The organism is Pannonibacter sp. XCT-53, assembly GCF_009915765.1.
Taxonomy (GTDB): Bacteria; Pseudomonadota; Alphaproteobacteria; order Rhizobiales; family Stappiaceae; genus Pannonibacter; species Pannonibacter tanglangensis.
Genome location: NZ_JAABLQ010000001.1, coordinates 2685929 through 2704603 on the forward strand (window position 1 = coordinate 2685929; position 18675 = coordinate 2704603).

Annotated in this window: 17 protein-coding genes; 13 read left to right on the forward strand and 4 right to left on the reverse strand. The window is 67.7% G+C overall.

What is annotated here, in order from left to right:
• Window positions 1-131: 131 nt before the first annotated feature.
• The 3 genes from GWI72_RS11950 to GWI72_RS11960 all read left to right on the forward strand — a co-directional run bounded on the left by GWI72_RS11950 (window position 132) and on the right by GWI72_RS11960 (window position 2328).
• Window positions 132-956 carry an alpha/beta fold hydrolase gene (locus GWI72_RS11950; RefSeq protein ID WP_348272670.1) on the forward strand — a complete coding sequence of 275 codons (825 nt, stop codon included), beginning with the start codon at window positions 132-134 and terminating at the stop codon, window positions 954-956.
• Between the two features lie 36 nt (window positions 957-992).
• Window positions 993-1829 carry a patatin-like phospholipase family protein gene (locus tag GWI72_RS11955; protein ID WP_161676439.1) on the forward strand — a complete coding sequence of 279 codons (837 nt, stop codon included), beginning with the start codon at window positions 993-995 and terminating at the stop codon, window positions 1827-1829.
• Between the two features lie 145 nt (window positions 1830-1974).
• Complete coding sequence (locus tag GWI72_RS11960) at window positions 1975-2328, forward strand: hypothetical protein (protein ID WP_179956065.1); 354 nt, start codon at window positions 1975-1977, stop codon at window positions 2326-2328.
• A 120-nt stretch (window positions 2329-2448) separates the two neighbouring features.
• On the opposite strand, the gene GWI72_RS11965 is transcribed toward GWI72_RS11960, so the two are convergent.
• On the reverse strand, window positions 2449-2934 hold the full coding sequence (locus tag GWI72_RS11965) for a nucleoside deaminase (protein ID WP_161676440.1): 486 nt from the start codon (window positions 2932-2934) through the stop codon (window positions 2449-2451).
• A 478-nt stretch (window positions 2935-3412) separates the two neighbouring features.
• Between GWI72_RS11965 and GWI72_RS11970 the strand changes: the two genes are divergently transcribed.
• The 3 genes from GWI72_RS11970 to GWI72_RS11980 all read left to right on the forward strand — a co-directional run bounded on the left by GWI72_RS11970 (window position 3413) and on the right by GWI72_RS11980 (window position 7220).
• Window positions 3413-5011, forward strand: a complete 1599-nt coding sequence (locus tag GWI72_RS11970; RefSeq protein ID WP_209000144.1) for a pseudouridine synthase — start codon at window positions 3413-3415, stop codon at window positions 5009-5011.
• Between the two features lie 20 nt (window positions 5012-5031).
• A complete protein-coding gene (rsmD, locus tag GWI72_RS11975) occupies window positions 5032-5604 on the forward strand; it encodes a 16S rRNA (guanine(966)-N(2))-methyltransferase RsmD (RefSeq protein WP_161708765.1) in 573 nt (190 codons plus the stop codon).
• Window positions 5605-6047: 443 nt separating this feature from the next.
• The gene (locus tag GWI72_RS11980) at window positions 6048-7220 is read left to right on the forward strand and encodes a porin (RefSeq protein ID WP_161676443.1); all 1173 of its coding nucleotides are present in this window, start codon (window positions 6048-6050) and stop codon (window positions 7218-7220) included.
• Between the two features lie 134 nt (window positions 7221-7354).
• Here the strand turns inward: GWI72_RS11980 and mutL are convergent, their stop codons facing one another.
• On the reverse strand, window positions 7355-9292 hold the full coding sequence (gene mutL / locus GWI72_RS11985) for a DNA mismatch repair endonuclease MutL (RefSeq protein ID WP_161708766.1): 1938 nt from the start codon (window positions 9290-9292) through the stop codon (window positions 7355-7357).
• A 198-nt stretch (window positions 9293-9490) separates the two neighbouring features.
• On the opposite strand from mutL, the gene GWI72_RS11990 reads away from it, so the two are divergent.
• The gene (locus GWI72_RS11990) at window positions 9491-10363 is read left to right on the forward strand and encodes a TIGR01459 family HAD-type hydrolase (protein WP_161708767.1); all 873 of its coding nucleotides are present in this window, start codon (window positions 9491-9493) and stop codon (window positions 10361-10363) included.
• A gap of 125 nt (window positions 10364-10488) precedes the next feature.
• On the opposite strand, the gene GWI72_RS11995 is transcribed toward GWI72_RS11990, so the two are convergent.
• Together GWI72_RS11995 and GWI72_RS12000 are read right to left on the reverse strand one after the other, a co-directional pair.
• Window positions 10489-11166, reverse strand: a complete 678-nt coding sequence (locus GWI72_RS11995) for a protein phosphatase CheZ (protein WP_208995836.1) — start codon at window positions 11164-11166, stop codon at window positions 10489-10491.
• A gap of 189 nt (window positions 11167-11355) precedes the next feature.
• The gene (locus GWI72_RS12000) at window positions 11356-11739 is read right to left on the reverse strand and encodes a response regulator (protein ID WP_106754919.1); all 384 of its coding nucleotides are present in this window, start codon (window positions 11737-11739) and stop codon (window positions 11356-11358) included.
• Between the two features lie 249 nt (window positions 11740-11988).
• On the opposite strand from GWI72_RS12000, the gene GWI72_RS12005 reads away from it, so the two are divergent.
• The 6 genes from GWI72_RS12005 to ileS all read left to right on the forward strand — a co-directional run bounded on the left by GWI72_RS12005 (window position 11989) and on the right by ileS (window position 18665).
• Window positions 11989-12435: a MaoC family dehydratase gene (locus GWI72_RS12005; RefSeq protein ID WP_161676446.1), complete on the forward strand. Its 447-nt coding sequence runs from the start codon at window positions 11989-11991 to the stop codon at window positions 12433-12435.
• 126 nt (window positions 12436-12561) lie between these two features.
• Window positions 12562-13557, forward strand: a complete 996-nt coding sequence (locus GWI72_RS12010) for a bifunctional riboflavin kinase/FAD synthetase (protein WP_161676447.1) — start codon at window positions 12562-12564, stop codon at window positions 13555-13557.
• A complete protein-coding gene (locus GWI72_RS12015) occupies window positions 13554-14489 on the forward strand; it encodes a DMT family transporter (protein WP_348272671.1) in 936 nt (311 codons plus the stop codon). The genes GWI72_RS12010 and GWI72_RS12015 overlap by 4 nt, the downstream gene beginning before the upstream one ends.
• Window positions 14490-14750: 261 nt before the next feature.
• Complete coding sequence (locus GWI72_RS12020; RefSeq protein ID WP_161708768.1) at window positions 14751-15014, forward strand: hypothetical protein; 264 nt, start codon at window positions 14751-14753, stop codon at window positions 15012-15014.
• A 3-nt stretch (window positions 15015-15017) separates the two neighbouring features.
• Window positions 15018-15353: a hypothetical protein gene (locus tag GWI72_RS12025; protein ID WP_161676449.1), complete on the forward strand. Its 336-nt coding sequence runs from the start codon at window positions 15018-15020 to the stop codon at window positions 15351-15353.
• Between the two features lie 333 nt (window positions 15354-15686).
• Entirely contained in the window at window positions 15687-18665 is a 2979-nt protein-coding gene (gene ileS, locus GWI72_RS12030; RefSeq protein ID WP_161708769.1) for an isoleucine--tRNA ligase, read from the forward strand.
• Window positions 18666-18675: the final 10 nt, after the last annotated feature.

The window sequence follows — 18675 nt, forward strand, 5'->3', positions numbered from 1 at the left end:
TTACGGGGTGAGACACCTCCCCCGGAGCCGCGCCCGTGCAGCCAGACCGATCCGCCGCCACCCGTTCCCTTTTCCCGCAAGACTTTGACCGCATTGAGATCTCGGGGCCCCGAGGCCGCATCTGCGGGCGCGTGGGGGGGGACGGTCCGCCGCTGCTCCTGCTGCATGGCTTTCCGCAGACCCACGTGATGTGGCATCCGCTGGCCGGCGCATTGGCGCGACACTTTCGCGTGATCCTGCCGGACCTGCCGGGATATGGCGAGAGCGACCTGCCCGAGGGCGGCCCCGAGGCGATGAGCAAGCGGGAGGTCGCGCGGGACCTCGTGGCGCTGATGCAGGAGCTCGGTCATGCCTCCTTCCTGCTGTGCGGGCATGACCGCGGCGGTCGGGTGGCCTACCGGATGGCCCTCGACCACCCGCAGGCGGTCCGCCGGATCGCCGTGCTCGACATCCTGCCGACGCAGGCCTACTGGCAGCGCATGGACCGCGCCTTTGCCCTGAAGGTCTATCACTGGGCGTTCCTGGCCCAGCCGGAGCCCCTGCCCGAACGGCTGATCGCGGCGGCTCCGGAGTTCTATCTCGACCACACGATGGCAAGCTGGACGGAGCGGCGCGATCTCTCCGCCTTCGCCCCTGAGGCGCTGGCTGCCTATCGCACGGCCTTTGCCGCGAGCGACCGGATCCGAGCCGCCTGCCAGGACTACCGGGCGGGCGCGACGGTGGACCTTGCCCACGACGAGGCCGATCTGGCCGCCGGGCACCGCATCACGGCGCCGCTCTGCGTGCTCTGGGGCGGACATGGCATTGCGCCCGGCGCCGGCACGCCGCTGGATGTCTGGCGCCAGTGGGCAACCGACGTGTCAGGCTCGGCGATTGACAGCGGCCACTTCCTTGTCGAAGAAAACCCGGCCGCAACCCTTGCGGCCCTGCTGCCCTTCCTCTTGGCGGCGGCGTGATCGCGGGCGGCTGCCCGCGCAGCAGGAGATGAGCGGATGTCCAGACCCAGGATCGGCCTCGCCCTCGGTGGCGGCGGGGCGCGCGGCATGTCGCACATTCCCGTGCTGCAGGCCTTCGACGACCTCGGCGTGAAACCCGACGTGATCGCGGGCTCGTCCATCGGCGCCCTGCTTGGTGCCGGCTATGCGGCCGGCCTGAGCGGCAACGAGCTGCACGAGCTTGCCGTCTCGACCTTCCGCAACCGCAATGCGCTGCTCGCCAAGCTCTGGCAGCTGCGTCCGCGCCGCATCGCCGATGTCTTCGGTGGCGGCATCGGCCAGTTCGACCCGCTCAAGGTGCTGCACCTGTTCGCCGGCGGACGGCTGCCGGACCGCTTCGAGGATCTGAAGATTCCGCTGACGGTGGTTGCAACCGATTTCTACGGCTGCGCGGAGATCGACATCCAGACCGGCCCGCTGGCCCCGGCCATTGCCGCCTCGATCGCCATTCCGGCCGTGTTCCGCCCGGTGAAGCTGCAGGGCAAGGTGCTGATCGACGGCGGCGTGGCCAATCCGCTGCCCTTCGACCGGCTGCCCGACACCTGCGACATCATCGTGGCGGCCGACGTGGTCGGCGTGCCGGTGCCGCGTCCGGGCAAGCATCTGCCGACGACGCTGGATGCACTGTTCGGGGCCTCGCAGATCCTGATGCGGTCGATCACCCAGGAAAAGCTCAAGCAGCGCGAACCCGACGTGATCGTCCGACCGGATGTGGGCAACATCCGCGTGCTCGACTTCATGAAAACCCGGGGGGTGCTGGACGCGGCAGCCCCCTTGCGGGAAGAGGTCAAGCGGCGGCTGACAGCTGCACTCGATAAGCAGCTTTCACAATAAGCCGCAGTGATGACCATGAAGGAATTGACAGTAACTGCAAAAAATTTGACGCGCTTCTGCGTCAGTTTTTCGTCAAATACACGATTTTAACCTTAGATTAACCTGTGATTCGGACGATAGGGGCATATCCAGAAGGAGAAAGCGGATGAACCGCGTGGCCCCAGACACCCTCAACGAGGACGCCTGTCCCGTCTCAGAAGAGACATTCCAGGCTCTCATGCGCCAGAATGCCGCCTCGGCCGCGTCTGTCGCAGTTGGCCTGCCCGAAGACCAGCGCGCGCGCCTGGCCGTGTTCTGTTACCGCAAGGCGCATCTCAGGTCGCTCGGCTTCGCCATCGCGGCGAGCTGCAGCCGGCGCGCCCTGGTCGAGGAAGCCGGTCACGCCGGCGAGCTTCTCTTTCAGCAATCCCGCAACAGGCCGGCAAATGCCGGCTCGGAACCCTATCTGGCGGCCCGTGCCCAGCGCCGGCCCGTCACGCTTTGCAGCATCAAGGGGTAGGTAATCCTCCCGCCTGCCCCCGACTGGCGCCGCTCCGACCGTTCTCCCGAGGTCTTCCAATCCGGAGCGGCGCCCCCTTTTTTCAGACGTCAACCCGGCCCCGCTGGCGGCCCTCACGTCTCAGTCCGGATCGCGACGATCCCGGAAGAAGGACCGGAGCAGGTCCGCCGCCTCCCTTTCCGCAAATCCCGAATAGACATCCGGCGCATGGTGACAGGTGGGCTGGTTGTAGAAACGCACGCCGTGATCGACCGCACCGCCCTTGGGGTCGCCGGCGCCGTAATAGAGACGCCGGAGGCGGGCAAAGGAGATGGCTCCGGCGCACATGGCACAGGGCTCCAGCGTCACGTAGAGGTCAGCCCCCGGCAGCCGCTGCGATCCGACGGCGGCACAGGCAAGGCGGATGGCCAGGACTTCGGCATGGGCGGTGGGGTCGTTCAGCTCCAGCGTACGGTTGCCGGCCGCGGCCAGGACCGCACCGTCACGCACGATCACCGCCCCGACCGGCACCTCGCCGCGCGCCGCCGCCGCCCGCGCCTGCGCCAGTGCAAGGTCCATGAAGCCGGAGACCGGACCCGCAGGGCCTGGCCTGAACGTCTCTGCCATGTCGTTTCCTGCCTCGTTTGCCGGCACCACCCGACGGGCATCCGGCTCCCGTCCTATAAACCATCTGCACCATCGCCCAAGCAAATTGCGGCGGAGCTGCATTTGTCCGATTCCTAAAGGCAGCAAGCTCTGCTATGAGGCGGGAATGACCGACAAGAAAACCCCTTCACGGCCCCGCGGCGGCAAGCCCGGCGGTCCGTCCCGCCGTACGGGCGCCCCTTCCGGCGCCCGTCCCCCCCGTTTCTCCGGCCCGCGCGCCGAGGGCGATGACGCCCCGCGCCGCAGCCGTGCGGGCGCCCCTTCCGGCGCCCGTCCCTCCCGTTTCTCCGGCCCGCGCGCCGAGGGCGATGACGCCCCGCGCCGCAGCCGAGCGCCCCGCCCCGACCAGGGCGAGCGCGGCGCCGGCGGCCCGAAGCGCAGCCCCCGCCCGGACGGCGAGCGCCCGGCGCGCACCGGTCGCCCGTCGGGTGACCGCCCGATGGCCTCGCGTCCGTCGGGCCCGCGCGCCGGCGCACGTGACAGGACGGACGAGGCGCAGCCGCGCAGCCCCCGCAAGGCGTCCGATCCGGCACCGGCCATTTCCTTTGCCGGCGAGGCAGAGCGCATCGCCAAGGTGATGGCGCGCGCCGGCCTCTGCTCGCGGCGCGACGCCGAGGCCTGGGTGCTCGAGGGCCGGGTCAGCGTCAACGGCACCGTGCTGACGACGCCGGCGGTGACCGTGACCGAGGATGACGTGATCCTGGTCGACGGCCAGCCGATGCCGCAGAAGGAGCGGACCCGCCTGTGGCTCTATCACAAGCCGCGCGGCCTCGTGACCACGAACCACGACCCGGAAGGCCGTCCGACCGTGTTCGACGCCCTGCCGAAGGAACTGCCCCGGGTGCTGACCGTCGGCCGGCTCGACATCAACACCGAAGGCCTGCTGCTGCTGACCAATGACGGCGGCCTCGCCCGCGTGCTGGAACTGCCGGCGACCGGCTGGCTGCGCCGCTACCGGGTGCGCGCCTTCGGGGCCGTCACCCAGGAGCAGCTCAACGGCCTGATCGACGGACTGGCCATCGACGGCGTGCTGTATTCCGGCATCGAGGCCACGCTCGACAAGGTGCAGGGCGACAACGTCTGGCTGACCGTCGGCCTGCGCGAAGGCAAGAACCGCGAGGTCAAGCGCGTGCTCGAGCACCTTGGCCTGGCGGTGAACCGGCTGATCCGCGTGTCCTTCGGACCGTTCCAGCTGCTCGACCTCGAGGAGGGCGCCGTGCGCGAGATCCGCGGCCGCGTCCTGCGCGAGCAGCTCGGCGAGAAGCTGGCCTCGGCGGCCGGCGCCGATTTCGAGGCGCCGATCCTGACCCAGATGCCGGAAGACGGCGCGGAGAAGCCGAAGAAGAAGAAGCCCGGCGTCGGCGGGGACCGCAAGACCAAGGGCGAGTGGATGACCGCCCGGGAAGGCGCCGAGGCGGTCGGCAACCGCAAGTCCGGAGGCCGCAAGCCGGTCAGCCGCGACGGCCGCCGTGACGAGGGCGACCGCGCCCCGGCACAACGGCCGCAGAAGGTCTCCCCGCGCAGCCGCTTCCGCCTGACCAGCGAGCCGCGCCCTGCCCCCGCCTTCGAGCGGCCGGAACGGGAAAAGCCGAAGCGCCGGATCTGGAGCGAAGACGGGCTGGTCGACGACAAGCAGCAGGAATCGCGCATGGGCGCACGCCGCCCGGCCGGCCGTGACCGGGACGAGGACGGTGGCCGCGACAGCGGACCGCGTCCGTTCCGCCCGCGCGGCGGCGACGACCGGCCGCCGGAGCGCGGGGGCGACCGGCCCTTCGGGCGCGGCGGAGACCGTCCGTTTGCCCGGGGCGGCGACCGACCGGGACCGCGGGACGGCGGGCGCGATGCCGACAGGCCGGACCGGCCCCCGTTCCGGGGTGGCCCGCGCGGCGCAGGGCCGGCCGGCAAGGGTCCAGGCCGCAAGGGTCCGGGCGGCGGTTTCGGGGGCAAGGGCTTCGGTGGCAAGGGCTTCGGTGACCGGCCGTCCGGCTCGCGTCCGCCTGCCGGCAAGGGCGGGCCGCGTCCGCGCGGCCGTTCCTGACACGCTGAGGCCGGACCGTCATGCGCATCATCGCCGGACGCTTCAGGGGCATGGCGCTTGCGACGCCGAAGTCGGACGCCACGCGGCCGACCAGTGACCGCCTGCGGGAAACGATCTTCAACATCCTGGCGCATGGCATCGGTTTCGATGTGGAGGGCGCCCGGGTGCTGGACCTGTTTGCCGGCACGGGCGCGCTCGGGTTCGAGGCCATCAGCCGCGGTGCCCGGCACGCGACCTTCGTGGAGGAGGCCGTCGAGCCGCGCGGCGTGATCCGTCGCAACATGGAACAGATGGGACTGAACGGCGCAGCGAAGATCCTGCGCCGCGATGCCACCCGCCTGGGCGAAGCGGGCACGATCGAACCCTTCGACCTGCTGTTCGCCGATCCGCCCTATGACAAGGGTCTCGGCGAACTGGCGCTGGCCTCGGCCCTGGCCGGAGGCTGGCTCAGGGCCGGAGCGACCTGCGTGCTGGAGGAGCGGGCAGGCGCTGCCATCGCCTTGCCGGCCGGCTTCGATCTTCTCGACCAGCGCAGCGCCGGCGACAGCCAGGTGCTGTTCCTTCGGGCGGGTCAACGTCCCGACAAGAGCTGAAGTCGTTTTTGCGCGGCCCGGCCCCTGTTGCTTGGGACGGCCGTTACGGGGCTCGATGTCCCAACAAGATCTCGCCACATGCCGAGCCGCTGCCGCAGTCTTCCCGACTGCGCGACGACAGTTTTGTGACGTGGATCAACGAAGGTCTCCGGACGCCCGTGTCGCGATTTTTTGCAGTGACGATTGCGAAAGAGGCAAACGGCAGCCCATAAACTATGCATCCGTGCCGCATTTTGCCGCATCGCAACAGTCGAGATCTGCAGATGTTGCGTTTTTGCATCGCTCGCCGCAAATAGGCACTGCGCCCTGAACTTCCCGGTAGCCAAACCGGGATCACGAATTATCCTCGGGATCAGGTGGTGGACACTTTCATCAACGCGACCCCGGATTCTTGCCAAGGCATGTTCCGCAGGGTCACAGTTGGCAAGCATGGGGAAAATTCAATGAAGGGCATCAAGCTTCTTGCGGCACTTGGGCTTGCCGCAGCCACGGCAGGCACCAGCGGCGCCATGGCAGCTGACCTTCCGGTCGCTCCGGAGCCGGTTGATTACGTTCGCGTCTGCGACGCCTTCGGCACGGGCTTCTTCTACATCCCGGGCACCGAGACCTGCCTGCGCATTTCCGGCCGCGTCCGCGCGGAATACCGTTTCAATGACTTCGGCGACCGTCCGAACGCCTGGAACCGCGCGTCGAACGGCACCAGCACCCGCGCCCGCGGCGTCGTGCGCTTCGATGCCCGCACGAACACCGAGTATGGCCTCGTGCGCTCCTACATCGACCTGTACCTGCAGCGCGATTCGGCCGCCGGCACCTTTACCGAGCTGGACAACGCCTTCATCCAGTTCGGCAACTTCACCTTCGGCCGCACCCAGTCCATGTACGACTTCTGGACCGGCTATTCCTACGGCAACTACCACACCCAGTACACCGACTACCGGAACTGGATGGCGGCCTACACCGCCGCGCTCGGCAACGGCATCTCGGCAACCGTCTCGATCGAAGACGGCACGACCCGTCGCTGGAGTCTCGTCGGGGGCGGTGACGCCTATTCCGGGCATCGCCTGCCGGACCTCGTCGCCAACCTGCGCATCGAGCAGGGCTGGGGCTCGGCCCAGATCATGGGTGCCCTGCATGACGTCCGCTACGCTGCGGCCAACACCAAGGGCGACGTCGGCTTCGCCATCGGCGCCGGCATCCAGCTGAACGTGCCGGTGTTCGGCGCGACCGACAACTTCGCCATCCAGGCGATGTACGGCGACGGCGCCTCGGGCTACGTGCTCGACAGCTGGTCCGGCCTTGTCACCGCAACCGACGCCACGTTTGCCGGCGGTCGCAGCCACACCACCAAGGCCTGGTCGATCGGTGCCGGCTTCCTGCACAACTTCTCCGACCAGCTCGAAGGCAGCATCGAAGGTGGCTATGCCTCGATGGACGCCTTTGGCCGCGCCAACGACTTCACCCAGTGGGGTGGCAACCTCAACCTGATCTGGAAGCCGGTTGCCGGCCTCGGCATCGGTGGCGAGCTTGCCTACCGCATGCACGACCTGAACCGCGCCTCGGGCGTGCGTGATGCCGACGAGATGGCCGTCACGCTGCGCGTCGAGCGGAACTTCTGATCCAGCGGGATCCGGAACGGAAAAGGCGGCCTCGGGCCGCCTTTTTTGTATGTCCGGGGATGTCCGCCGGGACGCAAGACGCCATGCAGCCTGCCGAAGGCCGCGACTGCTGGGCACCGCGACCGCAGGAGAGCTCAGCGGCGCCCGAACAGGCGCTCGATGTCGGCGAGCTTCAGCTCGATCCAGGTCGGGCGGCCGTGATTGCACTGGCCCGACAGGGGCGTGGCCTCCATCTCGCGGAGCAGCGCGTCCATTTCCTCCACCCGCATCCGGCGACCGGCGCGAATGGAGCCGTGACAGGCCATGGTTGCCGCCACGTGGTCAAGGCGTTCGCGCAGACCGGTGGCGCTGTCCCATTCGGCCAGCTCGTCCACGAGGTCGCGGACGAGCGCCCGGACATCGAGGCCCTTCAGCATGGCCGGGGTCTCGCGCACCGCGATCGCACCGGGACCAAAGGGCTCCAGCACCAGTCCGGCGGCCTCCAGCGCCTCGGCATGCTCGGCCAGCCGCCCGACATCTTCCTCCGGCAGTTCCACGATCTCGGGGATCAGCAGCAGCTGGCGCGGCACGTCCCGGCGGGCAAGCTGTTCCTTCAGCCGCTCGTAGACAAGCCGCTCATGGGCGGCGTGCTGGTCGACGATGACGACCCCGTCGCGGGTCTGCGACAGGATGTAGGTCTCGTGCACCTGCGCACGCGGCGCACCGAGCGGTCGCGCCAGCCGGTCCTCGTCAAGCGGCGCGGCATGGGCGCGGGCATCGGCCGAGGGTCCAGCCAGCATGGCCAGCGCAGGCGCGAGCCCGGCCAGCGCCTCCTGCCCCGCCTCGCCGAGGCCGGCAGGCCGGTCGAGCGGCCGGAATGCGGACTGGCGCCAGTCGCCAGAGCCAGAGCCGGGGCCAAAGCCGGGGACTGAGCCGGGGCCAAAGCCGGGGCCAGCGCGGCCGGGCTCTCCCCAGCTGCGCCCGGCTGTCTCACCGCCCCGCTCCGCGGTCGCAGGTCCCTGCCCCGTCCAGCCGCCTGCGGGAGCTGCCGGGCGGAGCACCTGCAGGGCCGCCGTCGCGTTCGCCGTCGAGGCCCGGTGGCCTGCCTGGACGAGGGCATGTTTCAGGGCCCCGACCAGCAGGCCACGGACGAGCTGGCCGTCACGAAAGCGCACGTCGGCCTTGGCCGGGTGGACATTGACGTCCACATGGCCCGGATCGAGATCGATGTAGAGCACCACGACCGGATGACGGTCGCGGGCGAGCACGTCGGCATAGGCGCCGCGCAGACCGGAGAGGAGCAGCTTGTCCTTCACCGGACGGCCATTGACGTAGAAGAACTGCTGTTGTGCCGTGCCGCGGTGATAGGTCGGCAGACCGGCAAAGCCCGTCAGCCGCACGCCTTCGCGCACCGCATCGATGCGCATCGCGTTGTCGAGGAACTCGTCGCCGACGACCTGCGCCAGCCGGGCGAGCCGGGGATCCTCGCCGCGCGCCGCCGGCCAGGCCAGGGTCTGCCGGTCGGATCCCGACAGGGCGAACCCGACCTCGGGACAGGCGAGCGCGATGCGCCGCACGACTTCGGTGATCGCGGCCGCTTCGGCGCGGTCCGACTTCAGGAACTTCAGCCGGGCCGGCGTGGCAAAGAACAGGTCGCGCACCTCGACCTGGGTGCCAAGACCGCGCGCCGCCGGTTCGGGACGCCCTTCGACGCCGCCGGAGACCTCGATGCGCCAGGCATGCGGCTCGTCCCGATGCCGGGTGGTGATGGCGAGGCGGGCAACCGAACCGATGGACGGCAGGGCCTCGCCGCGAAAGCCCAGCGTGCGGATGTCGAACAGGTTCTCGTCGCTGAGCTTGGAGGTGCAATGGCGGCGCACGGCGAGGGCCAGGTCGGCAGCGGTCATGCCTGAGCCGTCGTCAGCCACCCGGATGAGGGTCTTGCCGCCGGCTGCCGTGACGACCTCGATGTTGCGGGCGCCGGCATCGACCGCATTCTCGACCAGTTCCTTGACCACGCTGGCGGGGCGCTCGATCACCTCGCCGGCGGCGATGCGGTTGATCACCGCCTCGCCGAGTTGCCTGACTGCCATGTCGCCTTCGCTGCTCCGCCTTCGCTGCTCCGCCTGCGGTTCCGGGCGGCCCCGCCGGTCCCGGAGAGGGCCATCGACGATCCGTGCCGGCCGTCCCCGGTTCCGCCCGGGGCCGGCTTCGTATATGGTCCGCCGCACCAGGGCCGGACAAGGTTCCGATTCCTCCCCATTGTACCAGATCAGTCCGAGAGATCCCCCATGAACGCCATTGCTCCGCTTCTCGTCCCCGGCCTGCGCACGCTTGCGCAGGACTACACCGGCATCCTCAGCGATGTCTGGGGCGTCCTGCACAATGGCATCAAGGCCTTCGGACCGGCGCATGAGGCGCTGTCGCGCTATCGCGCGGAGACCGGGGGCTGCGTCATCCTGATCACCAACGCTCCCCGCCCGGCCGCGCAGATCCATGAGCAGCTGGCGAACTTCGCCATCCCGCGCGACTCCTATGACGACATCGTCACCTCGGGCGACGTGACCCGGGCGATGATCGCCGCGCGTCCCGGCACGGGGGTGCTGCACATCGGGGCCGACCGCGACGTCCCGATCTACGACGGGCTCGACATCCGCCTGACCTCCGAGGACGAGGCGGCGCTGATCAGCTGCACGGGCCTGTTCGACGACGAGGTGGAGACGCCGGATGACTACCGCGACCAGCTGACCCGACTGGTCCGTCGCGGCCTGCCGATGGTCTGCGCCAATCCGGACATCGTCGTGGAGCGGGGCGAGAAGCTGATCTGGTGCGCGGGCGCACTGGCCCGGCTCTACGAGGATCTTGGCGGCACGGTGCATCTCCTGGGCAAGCCGCATGCGCCGATCTATGACGCGGCGCTGGCGCGGATGGCCGACCTCCAGGGCGACCGGTTCAACCGCGACACCGTGCTTGCGATCGGCGACGGGTTGCCGACCGACATCCGCGGCGCCGATTCGCAGGACCTCGACGTGCTGTTCGTGACCGCCGGCATCCACGCCGCCGACTTCGGCCCGAGCGATACGCCGGACGAGGCCCTGATCCGCCGCCGTCTGGCCGAGGAAGGCCTCTCCGCCCGCGCGGCCGTTCCGCGCCTGTGCTGGTGACACTCCAGTCAGCGCGGCCCTGACAGGGGCGACATGTCTGGGGCGACATGACAGCAGCGACATGACAGAACGGCCGGAGCAGATGCCTGCTCCGGCCGTTGCAAATTCTGCGGTGATGGACCGGACTAGCGGAACAGCTTGTCGATGTCGGCCTGCGCATCGGTGCCGAGCATGGCATCGATGTCATCCTGGGACACGCCCTCGCCCGCCATCTGCGGACCGTGGAGGATCAGCTCGCGCTTGCGGCGCTCCTCCGCGCTCTCTTCCAGCTCCGGCTCCATCGTCTCGATGATGCGCAGCTTCTCGACGAAATTGGTCACGCGCTGATCAATGTAGTTCAGCGTCGAGACGACCTTGGAAATGCGCTGGCCGGTGATGTCCTGGAAGGCGCAGGCCTCGAAGATCTCGATCATCTTGGCGTTGACGAGATCCTGATAGGCCGCGGCATCGGATGTGTCCGCCCCCATGATCTCCTCGGCTGCCGCCATGATCGTGTGCGTGGCCGACTCGGTCGACTCGACGATGGCGTCGAGTTCACGTCCGGCCTGCGGGATGCGCTGGGATTTCATGTCATTCGCGCGAAGGGCAGTAATCTCTTCCTTCATGCGGGTGATCTCGTGGGCGATTGCCGTGAGTTCACCAGTGACTGCCGGCTGAACCGCCAGCAGGAAATCATGCATGGATCCCGTCATCACTTCCGCAAGCTGCATGACGTCCTTCAAACCGACATCACCGCCGCGGTCGCGATTCTTTTCGAGAAATTCGATCACGCGAACCACGTTTTCACGTGTCATCGTGGCCATTGTTCAGCCCTCCTTGTTATTCCCGGAAAGCGGAAGCGCCTGCCCAGCTGCCTTGGACAAGATGCGTTGAACGGTCTCCTGCCGGTTATGTGCCATCCGGCTTGGGGAAACCCGCGTGTTCTTCCTGATCCGGGGGTCGCACTCGGGCGGGTGCGCCCACCGCGCCCCGCCTGGGTGCAATGCCTGCAATCAGTCCGCGAACACCGCCTCGATCTTGCCCTTCAGGGTCTGGGCATTGAACGGCTTCACGATGTAGTTGTTCACGCCGGCCTTCTTGGCGGCGATCACGTTTTCGGTCTTGGATTCTGCCGTGACCATGATGAACGGGGTCTTCGACAGGCTGGCATCCGCACGAACCTGCTTCAGCAGTTCGTAGCCAGTCATCGGCTCCATGTTCCAGTCGGAAATCACCAGACCGTACTTGCGCTGCTTCATCTTCTCCAGCGCCTCGGTGCCGTCAGCGGCATCGTCGATATCTTCGAAACCGAGCTGCTTCAGCAGGTTCCGAATAATCCGGATCATAGTCTTGTAATCATCGACCACGAGGACCGGCATCTGAAGATCAAGGGCCATCGTCTACTCCATACTGTCAACTACGCGGCCCTTGGCAGGGCCTTATGACGCGATCTGACCAAACAGGAGAGTGACACGTTCCTGTGTCCTCGCCTCCCCATACTCTGGTCAATTTAAACGGTGGCCCTGAAAAGACCGTTAATGGCGAAAGGCTTTTTTCTTGGCCGAAAGCCGTATTGAAGCGCAGGCGCCACCCGCTTAGCTTCCGTCCCTGTCCAGAGAGGCTTCCGGGACAGGGGACGGACCAGAATGCTTGAATTACGCCGACTTTGTTACGAAGACCTTGAGGTGGGCATGACGGAGATCCTGACGAAGCATGTCAGTTCTTCAGATGTTGTCGGTTTTGCCGAGGTTTCCGGCGATCGCAACCCGATCCACCTCTCGGAGCATTTCGCCGCGCGAACCCCGTTCCGGACCCGCATCGCCCATGGCCTCTACACCGCGAGCCTCATCTCGGCGGTGCTGGGGACGCGGTTGCCGGGGCCCGGGGCGATCTACCTGTCGCAGACGCTGAACTTCAAGGCGCCGGTCCGCATCGGGGATGACGTTACGGTCACCGTCACCGTGACCGAGCTGCTCGAACGGGGCAACCGGGCCCGTCTCAGCTGCATCTGCAGCGTCGGCGACACGGTCGTGCTGGAGGGTGAGGCCATGGTCAAGGTCCCCTCGCGGGACGACGAAGCGCTCCGGATCTGATCCCGCGCTGCAGCTTGACCTTTCGGATCGAAACCGGCAGGGTCCGGCGCGCCGCCTGATGTCCCGACCTGCTGCCCCCGCGCAGCGGCATCCGGCCCGTTCCGACCCGCCAGGTTTCCAGTGCCAATGACCGACCTTCACCCGCCGTTCGTCCATGCCGAAGATCTTGATCATTTTCCGCAGCACCTGAAGGGCGGCGTGGTCGCGATCGGCAATTTCGACGGCGTGCACCGCGGCCACCGCATCGTGCTCGAGCAGGCGATGGACATCGCGCGCGCGGCCGGGGCCCCCGTCTATGCCATGACGTTCGAGCCGCATCCGCGCACGGTGTTCAACCCCGACGCTCCGGTGTTCCGGCTCACCCCCCGGCAGGCCAAGGCAGCGGTGATGGAAGCCTTCGGGCTGGACGGCGTGCTCGTGCTGCCCTTCACCCGCGACTTTGCCGGTCTTGCGGCGTCGGACTTCGTCGAACGCATCCTGATCAGCAGCCTCGGCATCCGTCACGCGGTGACGGGCCACGACTTCCACTTCGGCAAGGGTCGCGCCGGCACGCCGGACTTCCTGCGCCAGTCCGGCGCCGCGCACGGCTTCGGCGTCACCATCGTTGCCGCCGAGACGGACGAAGGCGGGGCCATCATCTCCTCCTCGCGCATCCGCGCGGCGCTGGCCGAGGGCGACATCGCGCTCGCCAACGGGTTGCTTGGGTACCGCTGGTTCGTTGAAGCCGAGGTCCGGCATGGCGAAAAGCGCGGGCGTGATCTCGGGTATCCGACCGCCAACCTGCGCCTCGCCGACAACTGCCCGCTGCGCCATGGCATCTACGCCGTGCGGGTGCTTGTCGACGGCAAGCCGGTGGACGGCGTTGCGAGCTACGGCCGCCGGCCGACCTTCGACAATGGCGCGCCACTCCTGGAAGTGTTCCTGTTCGATTTTTCGGGCGACCTTTACGGCAAGGTCCTGCGGGTGAGCCTCGTCTCCTACCTTCGGCCGGAAGAGCGCTTCGACAGCATCGAGGCGCTGATCGCCCAGATGGACCGTGACAGCGCCGAGGCGCGGGCAGCCCTGGCCGCGATGCAGCCGCTGTCGCCGCTCGACCTCACGCTCGGCAGTGTGCCGTTGTGAGCTCAGGCGGCGCCGCGCCCGCAGCCATGCCGCCGGAACGGCCGGGGGATGTCTTCCAGGGCATCCTGTTCATGATCGCCGGGATGGGTGTGGTCCCGCTGATGGATGTGCTGGCGAAGATCCTCGCCGGCCACATCCCCGCGCTTGAAGTCTCGTTCTCGCGGTTTTTCTTTCAGGCCCTGATCACGGTGGCCATCGCGCTCGTGTGGGCGCGCAGCCTTGCCACGCTGAGACCCCAGCGCTGGGGCGTCAACCTGCTGCGGGGCGCGCTCCTGTCGGGGGCGACGCTCAGCTTCTTCACCGCGCTGAAGGTGATGCCGCTGGCCGACGCGATCGCGATCTTCTTCGTCGAACCGATGATCCTGACGGCGCTGTCGGCGATCTTCCTGAAGGAGCACGTCGGGCCGCGCCGCTGGGCGGCCGTGGCGGTGGGGCTGCTTGGCGCCATGCTGATCATCCGCCCGAGCTTTGCCGCTTTCGGCGTGTCCGCCCTCCTGCCGCTCGTCACCGCAACGCTGTTTGCGCTCTACCTGCTCATCACGCGGAAGCTGGCGGGCGAGGACAGCCTGCTGTCGATGCAGTTCACGACCGCCCTGGGGGGATGTCTGACGCTCGGCGTGATCCTGCTTGCGGCCTGGGCCACCGGCATCGGCGGCTTCGTGCCTGTCGTTCCGGGCTCCATCGACGTGCTGATGATGGTGGGCATCGGCCTCATCTCCTTCATCAGCCATGGCTTCATCGTGCGGGCCTTTGCGCTTGCCCCCGCCTCCGTGCTCGCGCCGTTCAACTATCTGGAGATCGTCAGCGCGACGCTGTTCGGCTACCTGATCTTCGGGGATTTCCCGGACCTGCCGACCTGGGGCGGCATTGCGCTGATCGTCGCCAGTGGCCTCTACATCGCGCACCGGGAACGGCTGCGGGCCAGCACCTGAGCCTGTCCGGCTCCGCCCTCTTGCAACGTCCCCCGGCGCGGGCAGCGCGCCTGCTGGCGCAACCCCAGCCCGCACTGCCAGGACAAAAGCAGCCTGAGCCTGCATTTTTCGCCCAAAAGTAGACATGACACGCCACAAGCGCGCCAAGGCTGCGCTGCGTTGATCTGGATCAAGTTCCCATAAGGTAATTTTCAATAAATTGAAACTGTTCGGTCATCCCCTCACACGAGACGGGTGAAGCCGGACAACAGGGAGCGAACCATGAGCAACATCAGCAAGACGACAGGCGAAACCGTGAAGGGCGTCATTGGCGGCGCCGTCGAAGGGGCTCTTGGAGCCGGCGAAAAGGTTGGTCGCAAGATCAACGAGGTCGTCGACGCCTATGGCGGCATGCGCGAAGCGCAGGACCAGCAGGCGCGGGCCGAGCGCGAAGCCGCCATCCAGGAGCGCGTCGTGGAGGAAAAGCGGCGCAACCCGGGCCGCAGCGTGCAGGACATCCGGGACGAGGTGGAACGGGGAGGCTGAGGCATGGGCCGCAACGAACCGCGCCATCCCGACAGCCGGCACCAGGGACCGGGGCATGCCTGCCCCGAGTGTCAGGGCACCGGCATCGTGATGGTCTTCCCGCACCGCGCCGACGCGCATCCGCTCCGGGAGGTGTACGAGCCGGGCAAGGTGCTGGCGGACATGGCCATGCCCTACACCGAACGCTGCGGCTTCTGTGGCGGAGACGGCTGGATCAGCCCGCAGGAGGAGCTGCTGGCCGGAGCCCCCGACCCGCGCGACTGGATCGACGACAAGCGTGAGCTTGCACGGATCATCCGGGAAACCGAGGCACGGCCGTCACCGCGCTCCGGCCGGTAATCGACCGCACAAGCGAAGGGCAGGCCCGCCATCCGGCGGGCCTGCCCTTTTGCGTCTGGCGCCCGCGTCGCGGACGGGACCGGCCGCAATTGCCGCTTTATTCAGGACGGCCGGACTGGTAGTAGAGCCAGCATGACCTGTCATGCGCGGACCGGCCGCATCATGCTGCCCGGTGTCTCACGAATTAGCTGCCCGGCCTTCGGCTGACGCCTCGCGCGGCGCCGAGGGACCGGGATTGATGCCGAGCCCCTTTCCGGACCCGGTGGCCCTGCCGACCGGGCTCCTCCCAGCGACATGCGCGCCCGGCGCGCCGAACTTCTGCGGATTGCCGTCATGAGCGAAACCACGTCCCGCGACTATTCCGAGACCCTCTATCTGCCCGTCACCGACTTCCCGATGCGCGCCGGCCTGCCGCAGAAGGAGCCCGAGATCATTGCGCGCTGGCAGGGCATGGACCTCTACAGACGCCTGCGCGCGGACGCGGCCGGCCGGCCGAAGTTCCTGCTGCACGACGGCCCCCCCTATGCCAACGGCAACATCCACATCGGCCATGCGCTGAACAAGACGCTGAAGGACATCGTCACGCGCTCGATGCAGATGATGGGCTTCGACAGCAACTACGTTCCGGGCTGGGACTGCCACGGCCTGCCGATCGAGTGGAAGATCGAGGAAGAGAACTACCGCTCCAAGGGCAAGCAGAAGCCGGACCTGAAGAACTCGGTCGCCATGATCGCGTTCCGCCAGGAATGCCGCGCCTATGCCGAGAAGTGGGTGGCGATCCAGCGCGACGAGTTCCGCCGCCTCGGCATCGAGGGCGACTGGGACAATCCATACCTGACCATGAACTACGACGCCGAGGCGGTCATCGCCGAGGAGCTGATGAAGTTTGCCATGTCCGGCCAGCTCTATCGCGGCTCCAAGCCGGTGATGTGGTCCGTGGTCGAGAACACGGCGCTGGCCGAGGCCGAGATCGAGTATCAGGACTACCAGTCCGACATGATCTGGGTGAAGTTCCCGGTCGTCGAAGCCGGCGGCCAGGACGAGGCCGCCGCCGAGGAACTGCTCGATGCGGCCGTGGTCATCTGGACGACCACTCCGTGGACCATCCCGGGCAACCGCGCGATCTCCTATTCCTCCGCCATCGCCTACGGCCTCTATGAGGTGACGCAGGACGGCCTGGCCGACGACAACTGGGTGCAGAAGGGCGACAGGCTCATCCTCGCCGACAAGCTGGCCGAGGAGGTGTTCAAGAACGCCCGCATCACCGATTTCGTGAAGCGGCGTCCTGTCACCGCCGACGAACTCGGCGCGCTGACCTGCGCCCATCCCTACCGCGACCTGGATCTGGGCGGCTACCAGTTCGACGTGCCGCTGCTCGACGGCGACCATGTCACCGACGACACCGGCACCGGCTTCGTCCACACCGCGCCAAGCCACGGCGCCGACGACTTCGAGATCTGGATCGCCAAGCGCAACGATCTGGACGCGCGCGGCATCGACACCACAATCCCCTTCACCGTGGCCGACGACGGCTTCTACACCAAGGATGCGCCGGGCTTTGACGGCCACCAGGTCATCACGCACAAGGGCGAGAAGGGCACGGCCAACAAGGCCAACATCGAGAAGCTGAAGGAAGCCGGCGCGCTGATCGGGCTTGCCCGTCTCAAGCACCAGTATCCGCATTCCTGGCGCTCGAAGAAGCCGGTGATCTTCCGCAACACGCCGCAGTGGTTCGTCTACATGGACCGCAACATTGACGGCGCCGGCGACACGCTGCGCGCCCGGGCGCTGAAGGCCATCGACGAGACCCGCTTCGTGCCGGCCACCGGCCAGAACCGCCTGCGCTCGATGATCGCCGGCCGTCCGGACTGGGTGCTGTCGCGCCAGCGGGCCTGGGGCGTGCCGATCACCGTGTTCATCCACAAGGACACGGCCGAGGTTCTGAAGGACCCGGCCGTCAACGCCCGCATCGCCGAGGCCTTCCGTGCGGAAGGCGCCGATGTGTGGTTTGCCGAAGGCGCGAAGGAGCGCTTCCTCGGCGACAGCTACAACCCCGGTGACTGGATCAAGATCGACGACATCCTCGACGTCTGGTTCGACAGCGGCTCGACGCACGCCTTCTGCCTTGAAAAGCGCCCGGACCTCAGCCCCAAGCGCAAGGTCGATGGCGGCACCGACTACGTGCTCTATCTGGAAGGCTCGGACCAGCATCGCGGCTGGTTCCATTCCTCGCTGCTGGAGAGCTGCGGCACGCGCGGCCATGCGCCCTATGACGCGGTCCTGACCCACGGCTTCACCATGGCCGAGGACGGCCGCAAGATGTCGAAGTCGCTCGGCAACCAGGTGTTCCCGCAGGACGTCATCAAGCAGTATGGCGCCGACATCCTGCGCCTGTGGGTGGCCTCCGGCGACTATGCCGAAGACCAGCGCATCGGGCCGGAGATCCTGAAGACCTCCGTCGACAGCTACCGCAAGCTGCGCAACACCCTGCGCTGGATGCTGGGCTCGCTCGCCCACGCCACCGGCGAAAAGGTGGCGCTTGCCGACATGCCCGAGCTGGAGCGGCTGATGCTGCACCGGCTGGCCGACCTCGACACGCTGGTGCGCGAGGGCTACGCCGCCTTCGACTACAAGAAGGTGTTCCACCACCTCTTCACCTTCATGACGGTGGACCTGTCCGCCTTCTATTTCGACATCCGCAAGGACACGCTCTACTGCGACCCGGCCTCGTCCGTGCGCCGCAAGGCCTCGTTGCAGGTCATCGAGGAGCTGTTCACCTGCCTGGTCGTGTGGATGGCGCCAATGCTGCCCTTCACCATGGAGGAAAGCTGGATCGCGCGGCATCCGGGCGCGGACAGCTCGGTGCATCTGCAGCAGTTCCCGGAGCTGCCGGCCGACTGGCGCGACGAGGCGCTGGCCGCCAAGTGGGACAAGGTGCGCGAGGTTCGCCGCGTCATCACCGGCGCGCTGGAAATCGAGCGCCGTGAAAAGCGCATCGGCTCGTCGCTCGAAGCCCATCCGGTGGTGCATGTGACCGACCCGGAGCTGATGGCGGCCCTCGCCGGCATCGACATGGCCGATATCTGCATCACCAGCCAGCTCAGCCTGAGCGATGCGGCCGCGCCCGCTGGCGCCTTCACGCTGGACGACGTCAAGGGCGTCGCCGTGGTGCCGGGGCTGGCCGAGGGGCAGAAATGCGCAAGGTCCTGGAAGATCCTGCCGGAAGTCGGCAGCGACCCGGCCTATCCGGATGTCACCCTGCGCGATGCGGCAGCCCTGCGCGAGTGGGATGCCGCCAATGGCCGCGCCTGAGGACCTGAGC